Origin of the sequence: Methylobacterium sp. J-092, from assembly GCF_022829325.1 — a bacterium.
Taxonomy (GTDB): domain Bacteria; phylum Pseudomonadota; class Alphaproteobacteria; order Rhizobiales; family Beijerinckiaceae; genus Methylobacterium.
In genome coordinates this window covers 52483-69007 of record NZ_JAKSXU010000115.1, presented here as the reverse complement: position 1 = coordinate 69007, position 16525 = coordinate 52483, and the positions used below count along the sequence as shown (strand labels likewise).

The 16525-nt window shown below is 72.5% G+C and carries 15 protein-coding genes; 8 read left to right on the top strand and 7 right to left on the bottom strand.

Going from position 1 to position 16525, the window contains the following annotated elements; genetic code table 11:
• Positions 1 to 322 precede the first annotated feature (322 nt).
• Both gudD and MKK60_RS13460 read right to left on the bottom strand, forming a co-directional pair.
• Positions 323 to 1684 (bottom strand): glucarate dehydratase, encoded by a 1362-nt coding sequence (gene gudD / locus MKK60_RS13465; RefSeq protein ID WP_243938986.1) that lies wholly within the window; start codon positions 1682 to 1684, stop codon positions 323 to 325.
• A 122-nt stretch (positions 1685 to 1806) separates the two neighbouring features.
• Complete coding sequence (locus MKK60_RS13460; protein WP_243986469.1) at positions 1807 to 2697, bottom strand: LysR substrate-binding domain-containing protein; 891 nt, start codon at positions 2695 to 2697, stop codon at positions 1807 to 1809.
• 297 nt (positions 2698 to 2994) lie between these two features.
• Here MKK60_RS13460 and MKK60_RS13455 point away from each other — a divergent pair, with 297 nt between their 5' ends.
• Both MKK60_RS13455 and MKK60_RS13450 read left to right on the top strand, forming a co-directional pair.
• A complete protein-coding gene (locus MKK60_RS13455; RefSeq protein ID WP_147729292.1) occupies positions 2995 to 3231 on the top strand; it encodes a hypothetical protein in 237 nt (78 codons plus the stop codon).
• A complete protein-coding gene (locus tag MKK60_RS13450) occupies positions 3228 to 3440 on the top strand; it encodes a hypothetical protein (protein ID WP_147729291.1) in 213 nt (70 codons plus the stop codon). The genes MKK60_RS13455 and MKK60_RS13450 overlap by 4 nt, the downstream gene beginning before the upstream one ends.
• A 108-nt stretch (positions 3441 to 3548) precedes the next feature.
• Here MKK60_RS13450 and MKK60_RS13445 read toward each other — a convergent pair whose 3' ends face one another.
• On the bottom strand, positions 3549 to 4874 hold the full coding sequence (locus tag MKK60_RS13445; RefSeq protein WP_147729290.1) for an MFS transporter: 1326 nt from the start codon (positions 4872 to 4874) through the stop codon (positions 3549 to 3551).
• A 226-nt stretch (positions 4875 to 5100) separates the two neighbouring features.
• On the opposite strand from MKK60_RS13445, the gene MKK60_RS13440 reads away from it, so the two are divergent.
• Positions 5101 to 5556 carry a GNAT family N-acetyltransferase gene (locus MKK60_RS13440; protein WP_243938978.1) on the top strand — a complete coding sequence of 152 codons (456 nt, stop codon included), beginning with the start codon at positions 5101 to 5103 and terminating at the stop codon, positions 5554 to 5556.
• A 21-nt stretch (positions 5557 to 5577) separates the two neighbouring features.
• Here the strand turns inward: MKK60_RS13440 and MKK60_RS13435 are convergent, their stop codons facing one another.
• On the bottom strand, positions 5578 to 5850 hold the full coding sequence (locus tag MKK60_RS13435; protein WP_147843465.1) for a DUF6894 family protein: 273 nt from the start codon (positions 5848 to 5850) through the stop codon (positions 5578 to 5580).
• A 57-nt stretch (positions 5851 to 5907) separates the two neighbouring features.
• Here MKK60_RS13435 and MKK60_RS13430 point away from each other — a divergent pair, with 57 nt between their 5' ends.
• From MKK60_RS13430 to MKK60_RS13420, 3 genes are all read left to right on the top strand, one after another.
• The gene (locus MKK60_RS13430; protein ID WP_243939006.1) at positions 5908 to 6459 is read left to right on the top strand and encodes a hypothetical protein; all 552 of its coding nucleotides are present in this window, start codon (positions 5908 to 5910) and stop codon (positions 6457 to 6459) included.
• Positions 6460 to 6729: 270 nt separating this feature from the next.
• Positions 6730 to 7098, top strand: a complete 369-nt coding sequence (locus tag MKK60_RS13425; RefSeq protein ID WP_147843464.1) for a thiol-disulfide oxidoreductase DCC family protein — start codon at positions 6730 to 6732, stop codon at positions 7096 to 7098.
• Between the two features lie 50 nt (positions 7099 to 7148).
• Positions 7149 to 9290 carry a helicase-related protein gene (locus MKK60_RS13420; RefSeq protein ID WP_243986467.1) on the top strand — a complete coding sequence of 714 codons (2142 nt, stop codon included), beginning with the start codon at positions 7149 to 7151 and terminating at the stop codon, positions 9288 to 9290.
• 80 nt (positions 9291 to 9370) lie between these two features.
• On the opposite strand, the gene MKK60_RS13415 is transcribed toward MKK60_RS13420, so the two are convergent.
• From MKK60_RS13415 to rsgA, 3 genes are all read right to left on the bottom strand, one after another.
• Positions 9371 to 10558: an MFS transporter gene (locus MKK60_RS13415; RefSeq protein WP_243986465.1), complete on the bottom strand. Its 1188-nt coding sequence runs from the start codon at positions 10556 to 10558 to the stop codon at positions 9371 to 9373.
• A 252-nt stretch (positions 10559 to 10810) separates the two neighbouring features.
• Entirely contained in the window at positions 10811 to 12448 is a 1638-nt protein-coding gene (locus MKK60_RS13410) for an inorganic phosphate transporter (RefSeq protein WP_147858715.1), read from the bottom strand.
• A 137-nt stretch (positions 12449 to 12585) separates the two neighbouring features.
• Complete coding sequence (rsgA, locus tag MKK60_RS13405; protein ID WP_405042872.1) at positions 12586 to 13617, bottom strand: ribosome small subunit-dependent GTPase A; 1032 nt, start codon at positions 13615 to 13617, stop codon at positions 12586 to 12588.
• 282 nt (positions 13618 to 13899) lie between these two features.
• On the opposite strand from rsgA, the gene MKK60_RS13400 reads away from it, so the two are divergent.
• Positions 13900 to 15885 carry an acyl CoA:acetate/3-ketoacid CoA transferase gene (locus MKK60_RS13400; RefSeq protein WP_243938968.1) on the top strand — a complete coding sequence of 662 codons (1986 nt, stop codon included), beginning with the start codon at positions 13900 to 13902 and terminating at the stop codon, positions 15883 to 15885.
• 273 nt (positions 15886 to 16158) lie between these two features.
• Positions 16159 to 16338 carry a hypothetical protein gene (locus tag MKK60_RS13395; protein WP_147725696.1) on the top strand — a complete coding sequence of 60 codons (180 nt, stop codon included), beginning with the start codon at positions 16159 to 16161 and terminating at the stop codon, positions 16336 to 16338.
• Positions 16339 to 16525 lie beyond the last annotated feature (187 nt).

The window sequence follows — 16525 nt, the reverse complement described above, 5'->3', positions numbered from 1 at the left end:
GGCGCGGCCCAGACCTGGGGGGCGGGCGGGGGGGGGGGTCTACACCAGCGCCCGTTCGGTGGCCGCCCCTGGCAGGGCGCGCTGTGGAGGGGGTTGGAGGAGCTGTCCGTGGGGTGTGCTCCTTCGGGGAATCGATGGGAGGGGTCGACCCCCCCCGGGCTCCCCCCCCCCCCCCCCCCCTCGGGGGGAGGGGGGGGCCGGGGGGGGGGGGGGGGGGGGGGGAGCGCCGGTGCCGGATACGGCGCTCCCCTCTCCCGACCCCTGCCGACGCAGGGGCCACCCTCCCCCGCAGAGGGGGAGGGATCTGAAGCGTCCGTCGCCCTCAGCGCACGAGGCACGGGCGCTTGTTGTCGAAGGTCCAGTTCGGGACGAGGAACTGCATCGCCGCCGCGTCGTCGCGGGCGCCGAGGCCGTGGTCCAGATAGAGCGCGTGCGCCGCCTCGACCTCGGCCATGTCGATCTCGATGCCCAGCCCCGGACGATCCGGCACTCGCACGAGCCCGCCGCGGATCGCCAGCGGCTCCTTGGTCAGGCGCTGGCCGTCCTGCCAGATCCAGTGCGTGTCGATCGCCGTCACCTTGCCCGGGGCGGCGGCCGCGACGTGGGTGAACATCGCCAGCGACACGTCGAAGTGGTTGTTCGAGTGCGAGCCCCAGGTCAGCCCGTGGTCGCGGCAGAGCTGCGCCACCCGCACCGAGCCGGCCAGCGTCCAGAAATGCGGGTCGGCCAGCGGGATGTCGACGGCGCCCAGCTGGATCGCGTGGTTCATCTGGCGCCAGTCGGTGGCGATCATGTTGGTGGCGGTGGGCAGGCCCGTGGCGCGGCGGAACTCGGCCATGATCTCGCGGCCCGAGAACCCGTCCTCGGCCCCGCACGGATCCTCGGCGTAGGCGAGCACGTCGCCCCGCCCCTTGCACAGGCGGATCGCCTCGGCGAGCGACCACGCGCCGTTCGGGTCGAGGGTGACGCGGGCTTCCGGGAAGCGCTCGTGGATCGCGGTGACGGCGGCGATCTCGTCCTCGCCGGCGAGCACGCCGCCCTTCAGCTTGAAGTCGTTGAAGCCGTAGGCCGCATGCGCGGCCTCGGCCAGGCGTGCGACGGCGTCGGGCGTCAGGGCCTCCTCGTCGCGCAGCCGCATCCAGCCGTCGCGGGCGGTCGGCTCGCGATAGGGCAGATCGGTGCGGCGGCGGTCGCCGACGTAGAACAGGTAGCCCAGCATCTCGACGGCGTCGCGCTGCTGGCCCTCGCCCAGCAGGGCCGCCACCGGCACGTCGAGGAACTGGCCGAGCAGGTCGAGGAAGGCGGATTCCACCGCCGTCACCGCGTGGATGGTGACGCGCAGGTCGAAGGTCTGGAGGCCGCGCCCGCCGGAATCGCGGTCGGCGAAGCGCGCGCGCATCGCGTTGAGCACCGCCTGCCAGGCGCCGAGCGGGCGCCCGACGATCAGGTCGCGGGCCTCCTCCAGCACGCCGCGGATGCGCTCGCCGCCGGGCACCTCGCCGAGGCCCGTCGCGCCGGTGGAATCCTCGAGGATCACCAGGTTGCGGGTGAAGAACGGGCCGTGCGCGCCGCTGAGGTTGAGCAGCATGCTGTCGCGGCCGGCGACCGGCACGACCCGCATTGCGGTGACGGTGGGGGAGCGCGAAAATCCGCGCGACGGGGCATCGACGGCGTCGGCCTGCATGCGTGCCTCCCGGGGCGTTGACGGGACCGGCGTCTGGCGCGCCGTCTGCCGCACGTTCTCGCAAGGATGCCGATGCGGGTCCAAGCCAAAGGCTGGATCGATCGATGCGCGGCAGGCATCGATCATCCCGGCGGCAGCGCTGCCAGGATCGCGATCAGGCGCGCGATCAGCGGGTCGTCGCCGTCGCGGCGCCAGGCGAGGTGCAGCTCGGCCGGGCGCGGCGCGGGCAGGTCGAGGGGGCGGAACGCGACGCCCTCGAAGCGCAGGCGCTCGGCCGCCGCCGGCACCAGGGCGACCCCGAGGCCGGCACGCACCAGTGCCAGGATCGAGTGGATCTGCGTCAGCTGCTGCAGGATGCGCGGCTGGATGCCGGCCTCGGCGAACAGGCCGCGGACGAGGTCGTGGAAGTAGTGCGCCTCGTTCGGCGCGTACGCGATGAACGGTTCGCCGTCGAGGTCCGCCAGCGTCAGGCCCGCTTGCGCCGCCAGGCGATTGCCGGCGGGCACGGCGACCACCATCGGCTCGGCCAGCGCCCGCTCGGAGGCGAGGTCGGGATGGGTGACCGGCGGGCGCACCAGCGCCGCGTCGATGCGCCCGGCCAGCAGTTCCTCGACCTGATCCTTGGTCACCATCTCGCGCAGCGCGAGCGTCACGTCCGGCAGCGCGGCCCGGGCGGCGATGACGAGGCGGGGCAGGAAGTCGTAGGCCGAAGCCGCCGTGAACCCGAGCTTGAGCACCCCGGCCCTTCCGGCCGCGACCTGGCGGGTGACGTGGGTCGCGGTCTCGGCGAGCCGCAGGATGCGCTGCGCCTCGGGCAGGAAGCTGCGCCCGGCCGCGGTCAGGCGCACCGAGCGGCTGGTGCGGTCGAGGAGCTGCACGTCGAGGATGCGCTCCAGGACCTGGATCTGCCGCGAGAGCGGCGGCTGGGTCATGTTCAGCCGGGCGGCGGCCCGGCCGAAATGCAGCTCCTCGGCGACGGCCGCGAAGCACCGGAGCTGGCTGAAGTCGAACATGCGCGATCCTGGAAAGGCGACCCGGGTTGCGACGTGCCTGGATTGATCGCATCCCGATGCCGGTCGCGGCGAGACGGATGATGGCAGCAAAGCTTCGATCGGTCTCGTCGGCCTGCCTCGCGATGCGCTTGAACGCCTTCGGCTTGCGGAAGACGGTCTCGATCGGGTGGCGTCGCTTCGGCGAGGTGGATCGTCACGGGCACGTTCGACTTCGCCGTCGTTGACGTTCGTCCGATCGTCCCTCATATTGCGGACATGTTCGCGGGAGTTCCCCGGCTAAATTGCAGGACGACCTCGATGGCCGGCACATCCGCTCCGAACAGCCTCGACATCGCCGAGCAGGTCGCTCGCGTCCTCCGGTCGAACGCCGAGACCCAGAAATTCATTGAGGAACAGGCTAAGCTGCGCGCCGAGGCCGACAAGCTGACGCGCGAGCGAGCCTTGGCACCCTGGCAGATCGCCCTGTCCGGCATGGCCGCGGGTGCTGCGCTGTTCGGCGCGGGCGCCGCCTTCATCAAGGTGTTGGGCGGGTGACCGCCAGCCGCCTCCGCGACGTGCTCGCCCGGCTGCGCTGGTCGCAACGGGGCTTCGCTCAGGCCCTGGCCTGCGATGACCGCCTGGTGCGCCGTTGGGCCTCCGGCGACGCCGCGATCCCACCCGACGTCGCAGGCTGGCTCGAAGCGCTGGCCGAGGCGCATGCCCGCCATCCCGTGCCCGAGGGGTGGCGGCGGCGGTCCGCTTGAGCCGGTTGCGCGGACGTGTTCTGCGGGTCCGCGCAACCTGCGACCGGTCTGGAAGCCGGGCCGGAGACGTGTCGCCTTTGAAGCGTCGCCTTGCCGGCGCGAGCCCGCTCAGCGCAGCTCCACCCGCCGGATCTCGCCGACGACGACGAGGTAGCAGAACACGGCGACGAGCGCGTTCAGCCCGACGAACACCAGCGCGCCGTTGAACGACCCCGTCTGCTGCACGATGTAGCCGATCGCGATCGGCGTGGTGATGCCGGCGGTGTTGCCGAAGGTGTTGAACAGGCCGCCCGAGAGGCCGCCGCCCTGGCGCGGCGAGGTGTCGGAGACGACCGCCCAGCCGAGCGCCCCGACGCCCTTGCCGAAGAAGGCGAGCGCCATCAGCCCGACCACGAGCGCGTCGGTCTGGACGTAGTTGCAGCCGACGATGACCATCGACAGCAGCATCCCGCCGACGATCGGGATCTTCCGCGATGCGGTCAGCGACCAGCCGCGCTTGAGCAGCCGATCCGAGATCCAGCCGCCCAGGATGCCGCCGACGAAGCCGCAGAGCGCCGGCAGCACCGCGGCGAAGCCCGCCTGCAGGATCGACAGGCCGCGCTCCTTCACGAGGTAGACCGGGAACCAGGTCAGGAAGAAGTACGTCAGCGTGGTGATGCAGTACTGCCCGACGTAGATCCCGAGCAGCATGCGGTTGGCGAGCAGCTGCCGGATCGTGCGGCCGGCGTCGACCTGGGCCACGCCCGCGTCGCGGCCGTCCATGTCGAGGAGGGCGCCGCCCGCCTCGATGTAGTCGCGCTCCCCCTGGTTGATCGCGGGGTGCTCCTTCGGCCCGTAGATCACCTGGGTCCACAGCAGCGCGAAGGCGATGCCGAGCGCGCCCATCAGGGTGAAGACGTGGTGCCAGCCGTAATGGTGGACGACGAAGCCCATCAGCGGCGTGAACAGCACGGTGGCGAAGTACTGCGAGGCATTGAAGAAGGCCGAGGCGGTGCCGCGCTCGGCGGTGGGGAACCACGCCGCGGTGATCCGGGCGTTGGCCGGAAACACCGGCGCTTCGGCGAGTCCCACCAGCAGGCGCAGGCCGAACAGCACCGCCACCGCGGTGAAGCCGGTGAAGAAGCCGACCGCCCCCTGCATCAGCGTGAAGGCCGACCACAGGAAGATCGCGCCGGCATAGACCCACTTCGCGCCGTAGCGGTCGAGCAGCCAGCCGCCGGGTAGCTGCGCCAGGACGTAGGACCAGGCGAAGGCGGAGAAGACGTAGCCCATCGCCACCGCATCGAGGCCGAGGTCCTTGGCCAGCGACGGGCCGGCGATGGAGAGCGTCGCGCGGTCGGCGTAGTTGATGGTGGTGGCGATGAAGAGCATCGTCACGATGAGGAGCCGCACGCGGCTGCGCTTCACCGCGGTCATGGCGAGACCCGCGCTCATACGACCTTCTCCCTGAAGGCGGACCGCCCGGCCGGTGCCGCGGCGGACAGCGGCCGTTCTCTGAAGGCCCCTCGACGGGGCCCCGGCGGCCGCTTGCGATCTCAGGTTAGGAGCGTCCCCGGCGCGGCGTCCAACTCAAAGGCTGGATGGATCGATGCGGCGCGCGCATCGATCGGCGGCGGGAAAGCGACGGGATGACGATGGTCGGGATGAGCGGGGGTGGGGCTTGAGCGGTCGGTACGGGCTGGAGATTCGGGCGGCCAGCGCCGCCGACGCGCCGGGGCTCGCCGCGCTGATCGGCTCGGGCGGCCCGGCGATCGCGGTCCGCGACCTCGCCGAGCGGATCGAGGCCCTGCGCGGCCGCGACGGCGCGGCCCTCGTCGCGGTCGAGTGGGGGCCGCCGGGCGGCCTCGTCGTGCTGCACTGGTACCGCACCCTCGTCGCCGAGCCGACCGCGCAGATCACGACGCTCCTCGTCGCGCCCGACGACCGCCGGCGCGGGCTCGGGCGCCTGCTGCTCAAGGCGGCGGCGCAGGCCGCGCGCACCGCCGGATGCGACGGGCTGGAGATGGTGCTGCCGCCGGACCGGCCGGACCTCGAAGCCTTCTGCGCCGCCACCGGCTTCGTCGCGGCCGGCACCCGCCTGACGCGGCCCCTGCGCAAGCGAAGCGCCGAGCGCTGAGGTCGATGCCGCGTGTCGCGGTCAGTGCAACGTCGCGCCGGGGTCCGGGTCGATCTCGACCGCCTCGGCGAAGGGGAATTCCAGCACGATCTCGCCCGCGGCATCGGTGACGACGAGGTCGGCCGTCATCAGCCGGGCTTGGTCCCGCGCCTCACGCGCTTGGCCGGCGCGCAGCGCCGCCAGGATGGTGTCGCGGGCGGCCTCCCAGGCGGCGTCGGCATCGGGCAGGTCGGCGCCGTCCGGGTCCGTCACCCAGTCGTCGCCGATCCGTGTGTTGAAGAAGTAGCGCGGCACGGTACAGGCTCCTGCAGCATCGGGCTTCACGCACGCGAAGCGGGATCGGAGCAAGACATGGTGAAGCCCAGCCGCGCCGCAACGCCGGACGAGGCCGGCCGGCCCGCGAGGCCGTCGCTGCGGGCGGCGCGGCGGGCTTTTCTGACAGCGGCCCTCGGCCTCGCCTCGCTCGCGGGCGCCCAGGCGCAGCCGGCGGACCTCTCCGACGCGCGGGCGATGGCGCTGGTGCGCGGGCACCGCACGCAGGGCTTCGTCACCGTCGGCCAGAGCCTCGCCTATGCCGAGCGGGCCCGGCCAGACAGCTTTCGACTGGCGCCCGCCCGGGTCGAGCGGCGCGCGGGCGAGCCGTTCACCCGCGTCCGCATCTGCTACTGGCTCCGCCCTGCCGGGCGCCCGGCCGAGCCGGATTGCGGGATCGACTACCTCGTCACCGACGGGCCGCCCCATGTCGAGGTCGCCGAGGCCTTCGGCGGCCTCGGCCGCGAGCTGGAAGCCGGCCGCGAGCGCTTCGTGCGCGCCCTCGACCGGGAGCTCGATCTCCGGCGCGATCCGGCCGCCAAGGCGCTCGGGGATGCGCTCGCGCCCTACGATCCCTACGACCGCCGATAGGGCGGAGGCTGCGGCTGAGCTTGCCGATGGGGGTTCGGATCGCACGGCGTCGAACGTCTTCGAATGGGGCGTGGCCAGCGCCGCGCGGCTCCCTCTGGGGGAAGGGACTCCCGCTTCGACCCGGCCCCTTGGAGGGATCTGCGACGCCGGTCGCTAATGAGGCGCGAGGGCTTTGCGGCCCGGGCGTGCGACCGGCCCAGCGGCGTCCGGCCGCGCTGCCGCGTGGGCCCTGCCCCCCTATCTCCCGGGGGTCGCCAAGAGGACCATCCCGTGCCCGACGAGACGCTGACCGTCTACTACGACGGAGCCTGCCCGCTCTGCCGGGCGGAGATCGGGCATTATCGCCGCTGCCGCGGGGCCGAGCGCATCGCCTTCGTCGACGTGGCGCCGGACGGCGCTCCCCTCGGGCCGGACCTCGACCGTGCGGCGGCCCGCGCCCGCTTCCATGTCCGCGACGCCGACGGCCGGCTCCGGTCGGGGGCGGCGGGCTTCGCCCGGCTGTGGAGTGCGCTGCCGCGCTGGCGTTGGCTCGCGCGGATCGCGCGGCTCCCGGTCGTGCTGCCGCTCGCCGAGATCGCCTATCGCGCGTTCCTGCCGCTCCGCCCCCGCATCGCCCGCTGGCTCGTCCGCAACCGTTGAGAACCTGCCGGCGTGCTTGATCCGGCGCGTCGCGGCCGAGAAGGTAGGGCATGGCTCGCAAGCGCATCCACCTGACGACCGATATCCTGGCCGACGCCCTGCACCGGCTCGGGATCGCGGCGGCCGCGATCGACCGCGAGGCCCTGCGCGTCCGGATGGGCCTGCCCGAGCAGGACGGCTTCGTCGAGGATTCCGCCGTCGCCGCGGCGCTCCGCGACGGGACGGCGCGCCAGGCCTTCTCGCAGACCGGCGTCGCGGCGCTGAAGCTCGCCCTGCCGGCGCTCCGGGCCGAGCCGGGGCGGGACGGCGCCCTCGCCTGGCGGCTCCGGGTGAGCCTGCCGCTCCTCGACGACGGCCGCCTCGACCTGCGCCTCGACGGGCCGCCGGGCGAGGCGGCGGCCGAGATCCTGGAGGAGATGGCGCTCGGCAACGATCCGGCCTGGCGCCTCGACGACCTGCGCCGGGCGCTGGCCGAGACGTCGGCGGCCTCGGCGCGCACGCTCCACCGCACGGTCGCGCGCCTGCGCGACCAGATCCGGGACGACCTCCACGAGATCGGGGCGGACGCGCCGACCTACATCGCCCATCTCGACCGGTCGCTGCGCGCTCGCGTCTTCACGCCCGCGCCGAACCTCGCCCACGCGATCCTCGACACCCTGAAGACGGTGCGGACGCGGGCGAAGGCGGTGGCGCGCGAGGAATCCGGCCGTCGCCGCCTGCGCGACCGGGTCGGGTTCGGCTCCTACATCGACAAGTTCGTGCCCGCCCGCCGGCTGAACCGGCGCATCGTCTTCCACATGGGCCCGACCAATTCCGGCAAGACCTACGCGGCGCTGGAGGTGCTGGCGAAGGCGCCGACCGGGACCTACCTCGCGCCCTTGCGCCTGCTCGCGCTGGAGAACTACGAGGCCCTGCTCGAGCGGCGCCTGCGCGCCGGCATGGTCACCGGCGAGGAGATTCTGGGGGAGCCGGACCCGAGCCACACCGCGCGCACCATCGAGACCGCGGACCTGCGCCGCCCGGTCGAGGTCGCGGTGATCGACGAGATCCAGATGCTGTCCGACCCCGATCGCGGCTGGGCCTGGACCAACGCGCTGTTCGGGATCCCGGCGAAGACCGTGATCGTCTGCGGCTCGGACGACGCGCTCTCGCATGTCCGCCGCGCGGCGGAGGCCGCGGGCGAATCGCTCGACGTCGTGACCTTCGTGCGCAAGACCCCGCTGGTGGCGCTCGACGAGCCCGTGCCCCTCGAATCCGTGAAGCCGGGGGATGCCGTCGTCGCCTTCTCGCGGCGGGCCGTGCACGAGAACCGCGAGGCGCTGGTGGCGGCCGGGCGCAGCGTCGCCACCATCTACGGCGCGCTCTCGCCGGAGGTGCGCCGGGCGGAAGCGGCACGGTTCCGCAACGCCGAGGCCGAGGTGCTGGTCACCACCGACGCGATCGGCATGGGCCTGAACCTCGGACCGCTCAAGCGGGTGATCTTCTCGGCGGTCACCAAGTGGGACGGCACAGCGACCCGCCCGCTCACCAATCCCGAGATCCGCCAGATCGCCGGCCGGGCCGGGCGCTTCGGCCATCAGGACGAGGGCCACGTCTCGGCCACCGACGACGTGAGCCTCGGCCCGATCCGCGATGCGCTGGCCGGCGCGCCGACGGCGCCCGCCGCCGACACCCGGTTCTACGTCCGGCCGGACCTGATCGCGATCGAGGCGGCGGCGGCCGAACTCGGCACCGACTCGCTCGCCGAGGTGCTGACGCATTTTTCCCGCGCGACATTCTACGAGGGGTCCCCGTTCCAGCCCTCCGCGATGGAGGAGGCGCTGGAGGCGGCGCGCGCGGTCGACACGGCGCACCTGCCGATCCGCGAGGCCTTCGCCTTCGCGGTCTGCCCGATCGACCGGCGCGACCCGGCCTCGACCGCGGTGCTCGACCGCTGGGTCCAGGCCCGCGCGGCCGGCGCCGCCGTCCCGGCTCTGCGGGCCAACGTCGGCGGCGAGCTCGAGTACCTCGAACGCACGGTCAAGCTCGCCGCCGCCTACCTCTGGCTGGCCCGGCGCTTCCCCGACACGTTCGACGAGGCAGAGGCGACCAGGCTGCTGCGCGGCCGCGCCAACGCCGCCATCGAGCAGGCCCTGCGCGAGACGGCCTCGCGCACCGTGGCGGCACGGGCGCGGCCGCGCGTGCCGGCGTGACGTGGCGCGCCTTCCCTCCCCCGCAGAGGGGGAGGGAAGGCGCGCGTGGGCGTCGAAACCGAGCGGATTCGCGAAGAGACCTACTCTGCGCCCCGCCCCGCCGGCCTTGCCAGCAGCACGGCGGTCGCGATCCCGACGGCGAGGATCGTGACGGCGCAGGCGGCGAGCGCCGCGAGCTGGCCGATGCCCTGGAGCGCGACGCCGAGCACGGCGACGCCGAGCGCCTGCCCGCAGAAGAACGAGAAGGCGTGGAGCGCCACCGCCGAGGCGCGGGCGGTCGGGGCGACCTCGGTCACCTGCACCTGAAACGTGTTGTGCAGCATGTAGAAGCCGAGCCCCATCGCGACGAGGGCGGCCGCGTCGAGCTGCCAGCGCCCCGCGAGGCCGATCATGGTCAGGGCACCGGCGCAGACGAGGCCGCCGCCGACCAGCATCCGCTGCATCCCGAGGAACCGGACCAGCAGGCCGACGAGGGCGGAGTAGATCAGCCCGCCGACGGCGAAGCCGGCGAGCGCCAGCCCGGCCTCGCGCGGGCCGCCCTCGCCGCGCGCCTCGATCAGCGGCGCGAGGTGCGGGAAGATGCCGAACACCGCGATCGCCTCGACGAACACCGCCGCGAATAGCACCCGCGCGCGCGGGTTGGCCACGATCGCGCGATAGCGCGTCAGCGCCAGCCCGAATTCCGGCCGTCGCGCCGGAAGGCGGCCGCTCCGGTCGAACCCGAGCAGGGTCGCGGCGCAGCCGAGCACGGCGACCGCGGCGTTGATCGCGAACACGCCGTGCCAGCCGACCTGCCCCTCGATCAGCCCGGCGAAGGTCGAGCCCGAGAGCTGCCCGAGGATCACCGCGACGAGGAAGCGGCCGATCGCCACCTGGCGGCGCTCCATCGGCACCCGGTCGCCCATCAGGGCGAGCGCCAGCGGGATCACCCCGCCGGCCGCGGCGCCCGCCACCATCCGCAGGCCGAAGAGCAGGCGCAGGTCTTCGGCGAAGGCGCAGCCGACCAGCGCCGCCACCAGCACCGCGAGGCACGCGGTGATGACCCGCTCCTTGCCGACCGCGTCGCCCACCGGCCCGAGGATCGGCTGGATCAGCGCGTAGGGCAGCGCGAAAGCGGTCGAGAGCAGCGCCACGGTGTGGGCGTCGCTGCGAAGGTCGCGCGCCAGCACGCCGACCAGCGGCTCGACCGAGCGCCACGCGAAGGTGCTGGAGAAGCCCGCGGCCGCGAGCACCAGGATCAGGCGAGCGATCGAGGAGGTGGAAGGCATGCTGGGCCGCGGCTCGCGAACGCCCGGCCGAGGAGGCCGGATCGGTCCCGGCCTAGCCGACATCGACCGGGTTTGCAGCCCCGCCGAGGCCGTAGAGCCGGCCGTCGGCATGCAAGGCGCCGTCCCTAAAACCCGACCGCGCGCGCCCTCGCCCGGCCGGGCGCACGATCCGGTCGGACGCGTCCGGGTGATCGCTGCGGGCGATCCCGGGGCGACGAGCGGGACATGCGCAGGCTTTGAAACGCGTTGGCCTCAGAAGACGTGGCGGAGGATGAAGAACAGGACGCCCGCCAGGGTGATCGCCGCCGGCAGGGTCAGCACCCAGGCCAGCGCCATGTTGCGCACCGTCGACATCTGCAGCCCGGAGCCGTTGGCCGCCATGGTGCCGGCGACGCCCGAGGACAGGATGTGGGTGGTCGAGACGGGCAGGCCGTAGACCTCGGCCAGCCCGATCGTGCCGGCGGCGACGAGCTCGGCCGAGGCGCCCTGCGCGTAGGTCAGGTGGGTCTTGCCGATCCTCTCGCCGACCGTGACCACGATCCGCTTCCAGCCGACCATGGTGCCCAGGCCCAGCGCCAGCGCGACGCAGACCTTCACCCAGGTCGGGATGTAGCGCGTGCCGTCGTTGAGCAGGCCGGTATAGGCCTTCAGCGTGCCGGCCTCGGCCTCCGAGAAGCTGGCGCCGTTCTTCGGCAGCAGCCGGATCGCGTCGGCGGCGAGGTACATGTCGTTGCGCAGGTTCGAAGTCTGCGCCGCCGGCACCTGCTTGATCGCGCCGTAGTTCCGCACGTTGGCGGCGATGTCGGTGGAGAGGGCCGCGAGCGCGCCGTAGACCGCCGGCTGGTTCAGGTCCTTGGTCTTGAGCGCGTCCGAGACCTGCTTGCGGGCGGCCGCCGCGTCGGGCTGGGCCGTCGTCCCGGCGTGGCTCGCGAACACCGCGCTGGCGCTCTGCGAGGTCTGGATGAAGGCCGGCGTCGTGTCGTCGGCCATGGTGCGGTTCAGGGCGTAGGCGGTGGGCGCCGCGCCGATCAGGATCAGCATGATGAGGCCCATGCCCTTCTGGCCGTCGTTGCCGCCGTGGAAGAACGAGACCAGCGTGCAGGTCAGGATCAGCAGCGAACGGATCCAGAGCGGGGGCGGCGTGTCGCCCTCGGGCGCCTCGTAGAGGTCCTTGCGCCGCACGGTGAGCTTGAGCGCCAGCAGCAGGAGGGCCGCCGCGACGAAGCCAATGAGCGGGCTGAACAGCAGCGCCTTGAACACGCCGAGCGCCTGGGCCCAGTCGACGCCCGAGGTCGCGGAGCCTTCCGGCGCCATCAGCTGGTTGGCCAGCCCGACGCCGATCACCGAGCCGATCAGCGCGTGCGACGAGGAGTTCGGCAGGCCGAAGGCCCAGGTGCCGAGGTTCCAGACGATCGCGGCGATGAGCAGCGCGAAGATCATCGCGTAGCCGGCGCCCGACCCGACCTGCAGGATCAGCTCCACCGGCAGCAGCGTGACGATGGCGTAGGCCACCGCGCCCGAGGACAGCATCACGCCGAGGAAGTTGAAGGCGCCGGACCAGATCACCGCCACGAGCGGCGGCATCGAGTGGGTGTAGATCACGGTCGCCACCGCGTTGGCGGTGTCGTGGAAGCCGTTCACGAACTCGAAGGCCAGCGCGATCAGCAGGGCGAGGCCGAGGAGCACGAAGGCGCCGATCGCCAGCGGCGTCTGGCCGACCGCGTTCATGTCGGTGATCAGGCTGACGCCGGCGTAGACCAGGCCCGCCACCAGGATCAGCAGGAAGGCGACGATCCCGCCCGGATGCAGGCCGCGATCGAGCGTCGGACCCGGGCGGCGCCTCGGTTCGGCGCCCGACAGGTGCGGTGTCAGGCGGGCAGAATCGGACATGACGGATCTCGACGGCGATCGGACTTCGAACGCCTTCGGATAGGTCGCGTGCGTGACGGTCCGGTGACGGCGCGCGAAAGGACAGTCGATCCGCGCCGGACGACACGGTCACGAGGCGGCGAATACCGGTCGAGCGCTCAGTGCCTGCGCGGGCGCCGCGGCGCCGTGGCCGGGGTCTTGTCGCGATTCTCCGCGACGAGCTTGCGCCAGCGGTCCAGGCGGTCGGGGTCGAGGGTTCCGTCGGCGATGGCGGCCTGCACCGCGCAGCCCGGCTCGTGCGCGTGGGTGCAGTCGCGGAACCGGCAGTCGGGCGCGCGCTCGGTGATCTCGGCGAACAGCGTGTCGATTCCCTCCGCGGCGTCGCTGACGTGGAGCGTGCGCATCCCCGGCGTGTCGATCACCCAGCCGCCCCCCGCCATCGCGTGCAGCGAGCGCCCCGTCGTGGTGTGGCGCCCCTTGGCGTCGTGCTCCCGGATCGCGCCGGTCTCCTGCGGCGCGTCCTGGCCGGGCCCGGCCAGGGTGTTGACGAGCGTCGACTTGCCGACGCCGGACGAGCCGACGAGCGCGACGGTCTGCCCGGGCCCGCACCAGGGCGCCAGCGCCGCCGCGGCGTCCGGGCGGCGCGGGTTGACGCCGACCACCGACAGCCCGCGCTGGAGGGCGGCGGCCTGCCGGCGGTAGGCCTCGACGTCGTCGGTCAGGTCGGCCTTGGTCAGCAGGATCACCGGGTCGGTGCCGCCCTGGTTGGCCAGGGCGAGGTAGCGCTCCAGGCGGGCCGGGTTGAAGTCGGCGTTGCACGAGGTGACGACGAACAGGGTGTCGACGTTGGCGGCCGCGGCCTGCGGGACCTTGCCGCCCTCGGTGCGCCTCTGCAGCACGGTCCTCCGCGACAATCGGCGGTGCAGGGTCAGCGTCCGCGGATCGGCCAGGACCCAGTCGCCGACGGTGACGTCGCCGGTGCTGGCGTGGACCGGCAGGATCAGCTCGACGGGGCCGGCCGCCGACAGCGCCGTCAGCCGGGAGCGGTGGACCAGGGCGATCCGCATCGGCGCGAAGCCGGCATCGGCGGCCTCGCACTGGTCCTCGAAGAAGCCGGACCAGCCGAGGCTGGCCGCTTCTGCGGCGCGGAGGGCGTGGGGATCATCGGTCACGGCTTCAGCCCATGACACGGCGCCGGCCGGCTGACCAGTGAGCCGCGCGCGTGCGGAAGCGCCGCGGGATGCCGAAGGCGCAGGATCTGAATTCAATATTCTGCGCGTGGAAGAACGAGTTAATTTCAACGTCGCGACAAATAATGTTCGTTTGCAGGGCAGCCTTGGCTTGCCCTAACCTCCCCCCGAGCGGTCCCGCGCAGCCATGCCGTCGCGGTCCGTCAAGAATAGAGCCTGAGCCAACAGGTGCCGCAAGGCAGTGGCCGCAAGACCGGAACGGTCGTCGGCAGGGAGAGTCGCGTGAAGAAGAACAAGATCGTCAGCGCCGACGAGGCGATCGCCCTCATCCGCACCGACGACGTCGTCACGACGACGGGCTTCGTGCAGAGCTGCATCCCCGAGGCGCTGCACGCGGCCCTGGAGAAGCGCTTCGTCGAGACCGGCGCGCCCGGCAACCTCACCCTGATCATGACCGCCGGCGCCGGCGACAGCAAAGGCCTCGGCACCGGGCGCCTCCACCACGAGGGCCTGCTCGGGCGGGTGATCGCGGCGAACTTCGGGCGGATGCCCAAGGTGGCGCAGGCCGCGCAGGACAACCGCATCCGCGGCTACAACCTGCCGCAAGGGGTGATCTCGCAGCTCTACCGGGCCTGCGCCGCCGGCCAGCCCGGCCTGTTCTCGAAGGTCGGCCTCCACACCTACGTCGACCCGCGCCACGGCGGCGGCCGCGTGAACACCCTGACGACCGACGAGATCGTCAAGGTCGTGGAGGTCGAGGGCGAGGAGTGGCTGTTCTACCGGGCCACCAAGATCGACGTCGCCTTCATCCGCGCCACCAGCGCCGACCCGTCGGGCAACCTCTGCGTCTCCAAGGAGGCGCTGACGCTGGACAACCTCGCCCAGGCGATGGCCGCCCGCAACAACGGCGGCATCGTCATCGCGCAGGTCGAGCGCATCGTCGAGCAGGGCTCGATCAAGCCCAAGGACGTGCGCGTGCCGGGCATCCTGGTCGATTGCGTCGTGGTGGCGCCGCCCGAGCAGCACCGCATGAACTACGGCGTGCAGCACGACGCGGCGCTCGCCGGCGAGATCCGCGTGCCGGTCACCGGCCTGAAGCGGATGACGCTCGACGCGCGCAAGATCATCGCCCGCCGCGCCGCGTTCGAGCTGCCGCCGAACGGCGTGGTCAACCTCGGCGTCGGCGCGCCCGAAGGCATCTCCTCGATCGCCAACGAGGAGAAGGTCACCCCCTACATCACCCTGACGACGGAAGCCGGCGCCGTGGGCGGCGTGCTCGCCTCCGGCTCGAGCTTCGGCGCGGCCACCAACGCCGACTCGATCATCGACCAGAACCAGATGTTCGACTTCTACGACGGCGGCGGCCTCGACATGACCTGCCTCGGCATGGCCGAGTGCGACGGCGCCGGCAACGTCAACACCAGCCGCTTCGGCGGGCGGCTCAACGGCTGCGGCGGCTTCATCAACATCTCGCAGAACGCGCGCAAGGTGGTGTTCGCCGGCACCTTCACCTCCGGCGGCCTCGTCACCGAGATCGACGAGGGACGCCTGCGGATCGTGCAGGAGGGCCGCTCGCGCAAGTTCGTCGGATCCGTCGAGCAGAACACCTTCAGCGGGCCGTTCGCGCAGGAGCGGCGGCAGCCGGTGCTCTACGTGACGGAACGCTGCGTCTTCAACCTGACCCAGGCCGGGCTGGAACTGATCGAGGTGGCGCCGGGCATCGACATCGGCCGCGACATCCTCGCCCACATGGACTTCACGCCGGTGATCGAGAACCCGATCCCGATGGACCCGCGCATCTTCCGCGACGAGCCGATGGAGTTGCTCGCCGACCTCCTGAACCTTAACCTGCCCGACCGGGTGAGCTACGACCCGGCGCGCAACCTGCTGTTCGTCAACCTCGAAGGCTGGCAGGTCCGCTCGAAGGGCGACATCGACGCGCTGCGTCAGGTGCTCGAGACCGCCTGCCTGAAGGCCGGGCAGCGGGTGAACTCGGTGGTCAACCACGACGGGTTCCGCATCGGCGAGAACCTCTACGACGACTACGCCGAGATGATCGAGTACCTGTCGAAGTACCACTACCTCACGACGACGCGCTACGCGACGAGCGCCTTCCTGCGCCTGAAGATGCAGGAGGCCCTGAGCCGCCGCGGCCTCGCCCCGCACGTCTTCGAGCGCCGCTCGGAGGCGCACGCCTTCCTCGAAGCCGCCGAGCGCGAGGCCGCGCAGGCCGATGTCGGCGAGCGCCCGCTCCGCGCGGCCGAGTGATCGGAGGTCCGGCCGGACGCCGGGACGCGAGCGTCGGCGCCTGGATCCTGCGCGTCTCGGCCAAGTCGGGTCGAGCCTGAAGGCTCGGCTCATCAAGATGGCGCAAGCATCGATCGGACGCATGCCTGTCATCGAACCTGTGACGGGAACTCCGGGCGATGAGCACGCTTGGCTAAGTCTGATGTCGGGGGCTGCCGCGACGCCGGATCGAATCCGTCGATCGGGCAGGGTCGCCGGGACGCAGCCCTGCCCGACGCCGAAAGCGAGACGACCGTGCCCTTCTTCGAGAGTCGTTGGCTCTACGCCTCGCCCGTGAACGCGACCGAGCGGCATCTCGGTCGCACGTTGCGCGCGATGTACGAGGCCCTGCCGACGCCGCCGCCCTCCGAGCAGCTCTGCACGCTGTTGCGGAAGCTCGACGACGCCGTCGCGGCGGCCGATCCGACGCCCTGACGGGTCGGAGGCCGCCCTCGACCGGCGGGCCGCGCAGCGCGCCGTCGGTCTCCGCTTCGTCCGAGGCGTCACCGGGTTCCACGGGCAAGCCGCCGTCCGCCCGGACGCTGGCGCCCGACCATGAGAGCCGTCTCCTCCACGCCGGCCGGACGTCGTCGCCGACGCGATTTCTCCGGCTCTGCCAAGC

Bases quoted from the DNA above. Each gene is read 5' to 3' on its own strand.
- MKK60_RS13415 (WP_243986465.1), bottom strand. From the start codon at position 10,558: ATGCCTTCCACCTCCTCGATCGCTCGCCTGATCCTGGTGCTCGCGGCC.
- MKK60_RS13455 (WP_147729292.1), top strand. From the start codon at position 2,995: ATGGCCGGCACATCCGCTCCGAACAGCCTCGACATCGCCGAGCAGGTC.
- MKK60_RS13410 (WP_147858715.1), bottom strand. From the start codon at position 12,448: ATGTCCGATTCTGCCCGCCTGACACCGCACCTGTCGGGCGCCGAACCG.
- MKK60_RS13445 (WP_147729290.1), bottom strand. From the start codon at position 4,874: ATGAGCGCGGGTCTCGCCATGACCGCGGTGAAGCGCAGCCGCGTGCGG.
- gudD (WP_243938986.1), bottom strand. From the start codon at position 1,684: ATGCAGGCCGACGCCGTCGATGCCCCGTCGCGCGGATTTTCGCGCTCC.
- MKK60_RS13460 (WP_243986469.1), bottom strand. From the start codon at position 2,697: ATGTTCGACTTCAGCCAGCTCCGGTGCTTCGCGGCCGTCGCCGAGGAG.
- MKK60_RS13430 (WP_243939006.1), top strand. From the start codon at position 5,908: ATGGTGAAGCCCAGCCGCGCCGCAACGCCGGACGAGGCCGGCCGGCCC.
- MKK60_RS13420 (WP_243986467.1), top strand. From the start codon at position 7,149: ATGGCTCGCAAGCGCATCCACCTGACGACCGATATCCTGGCCGACGCC.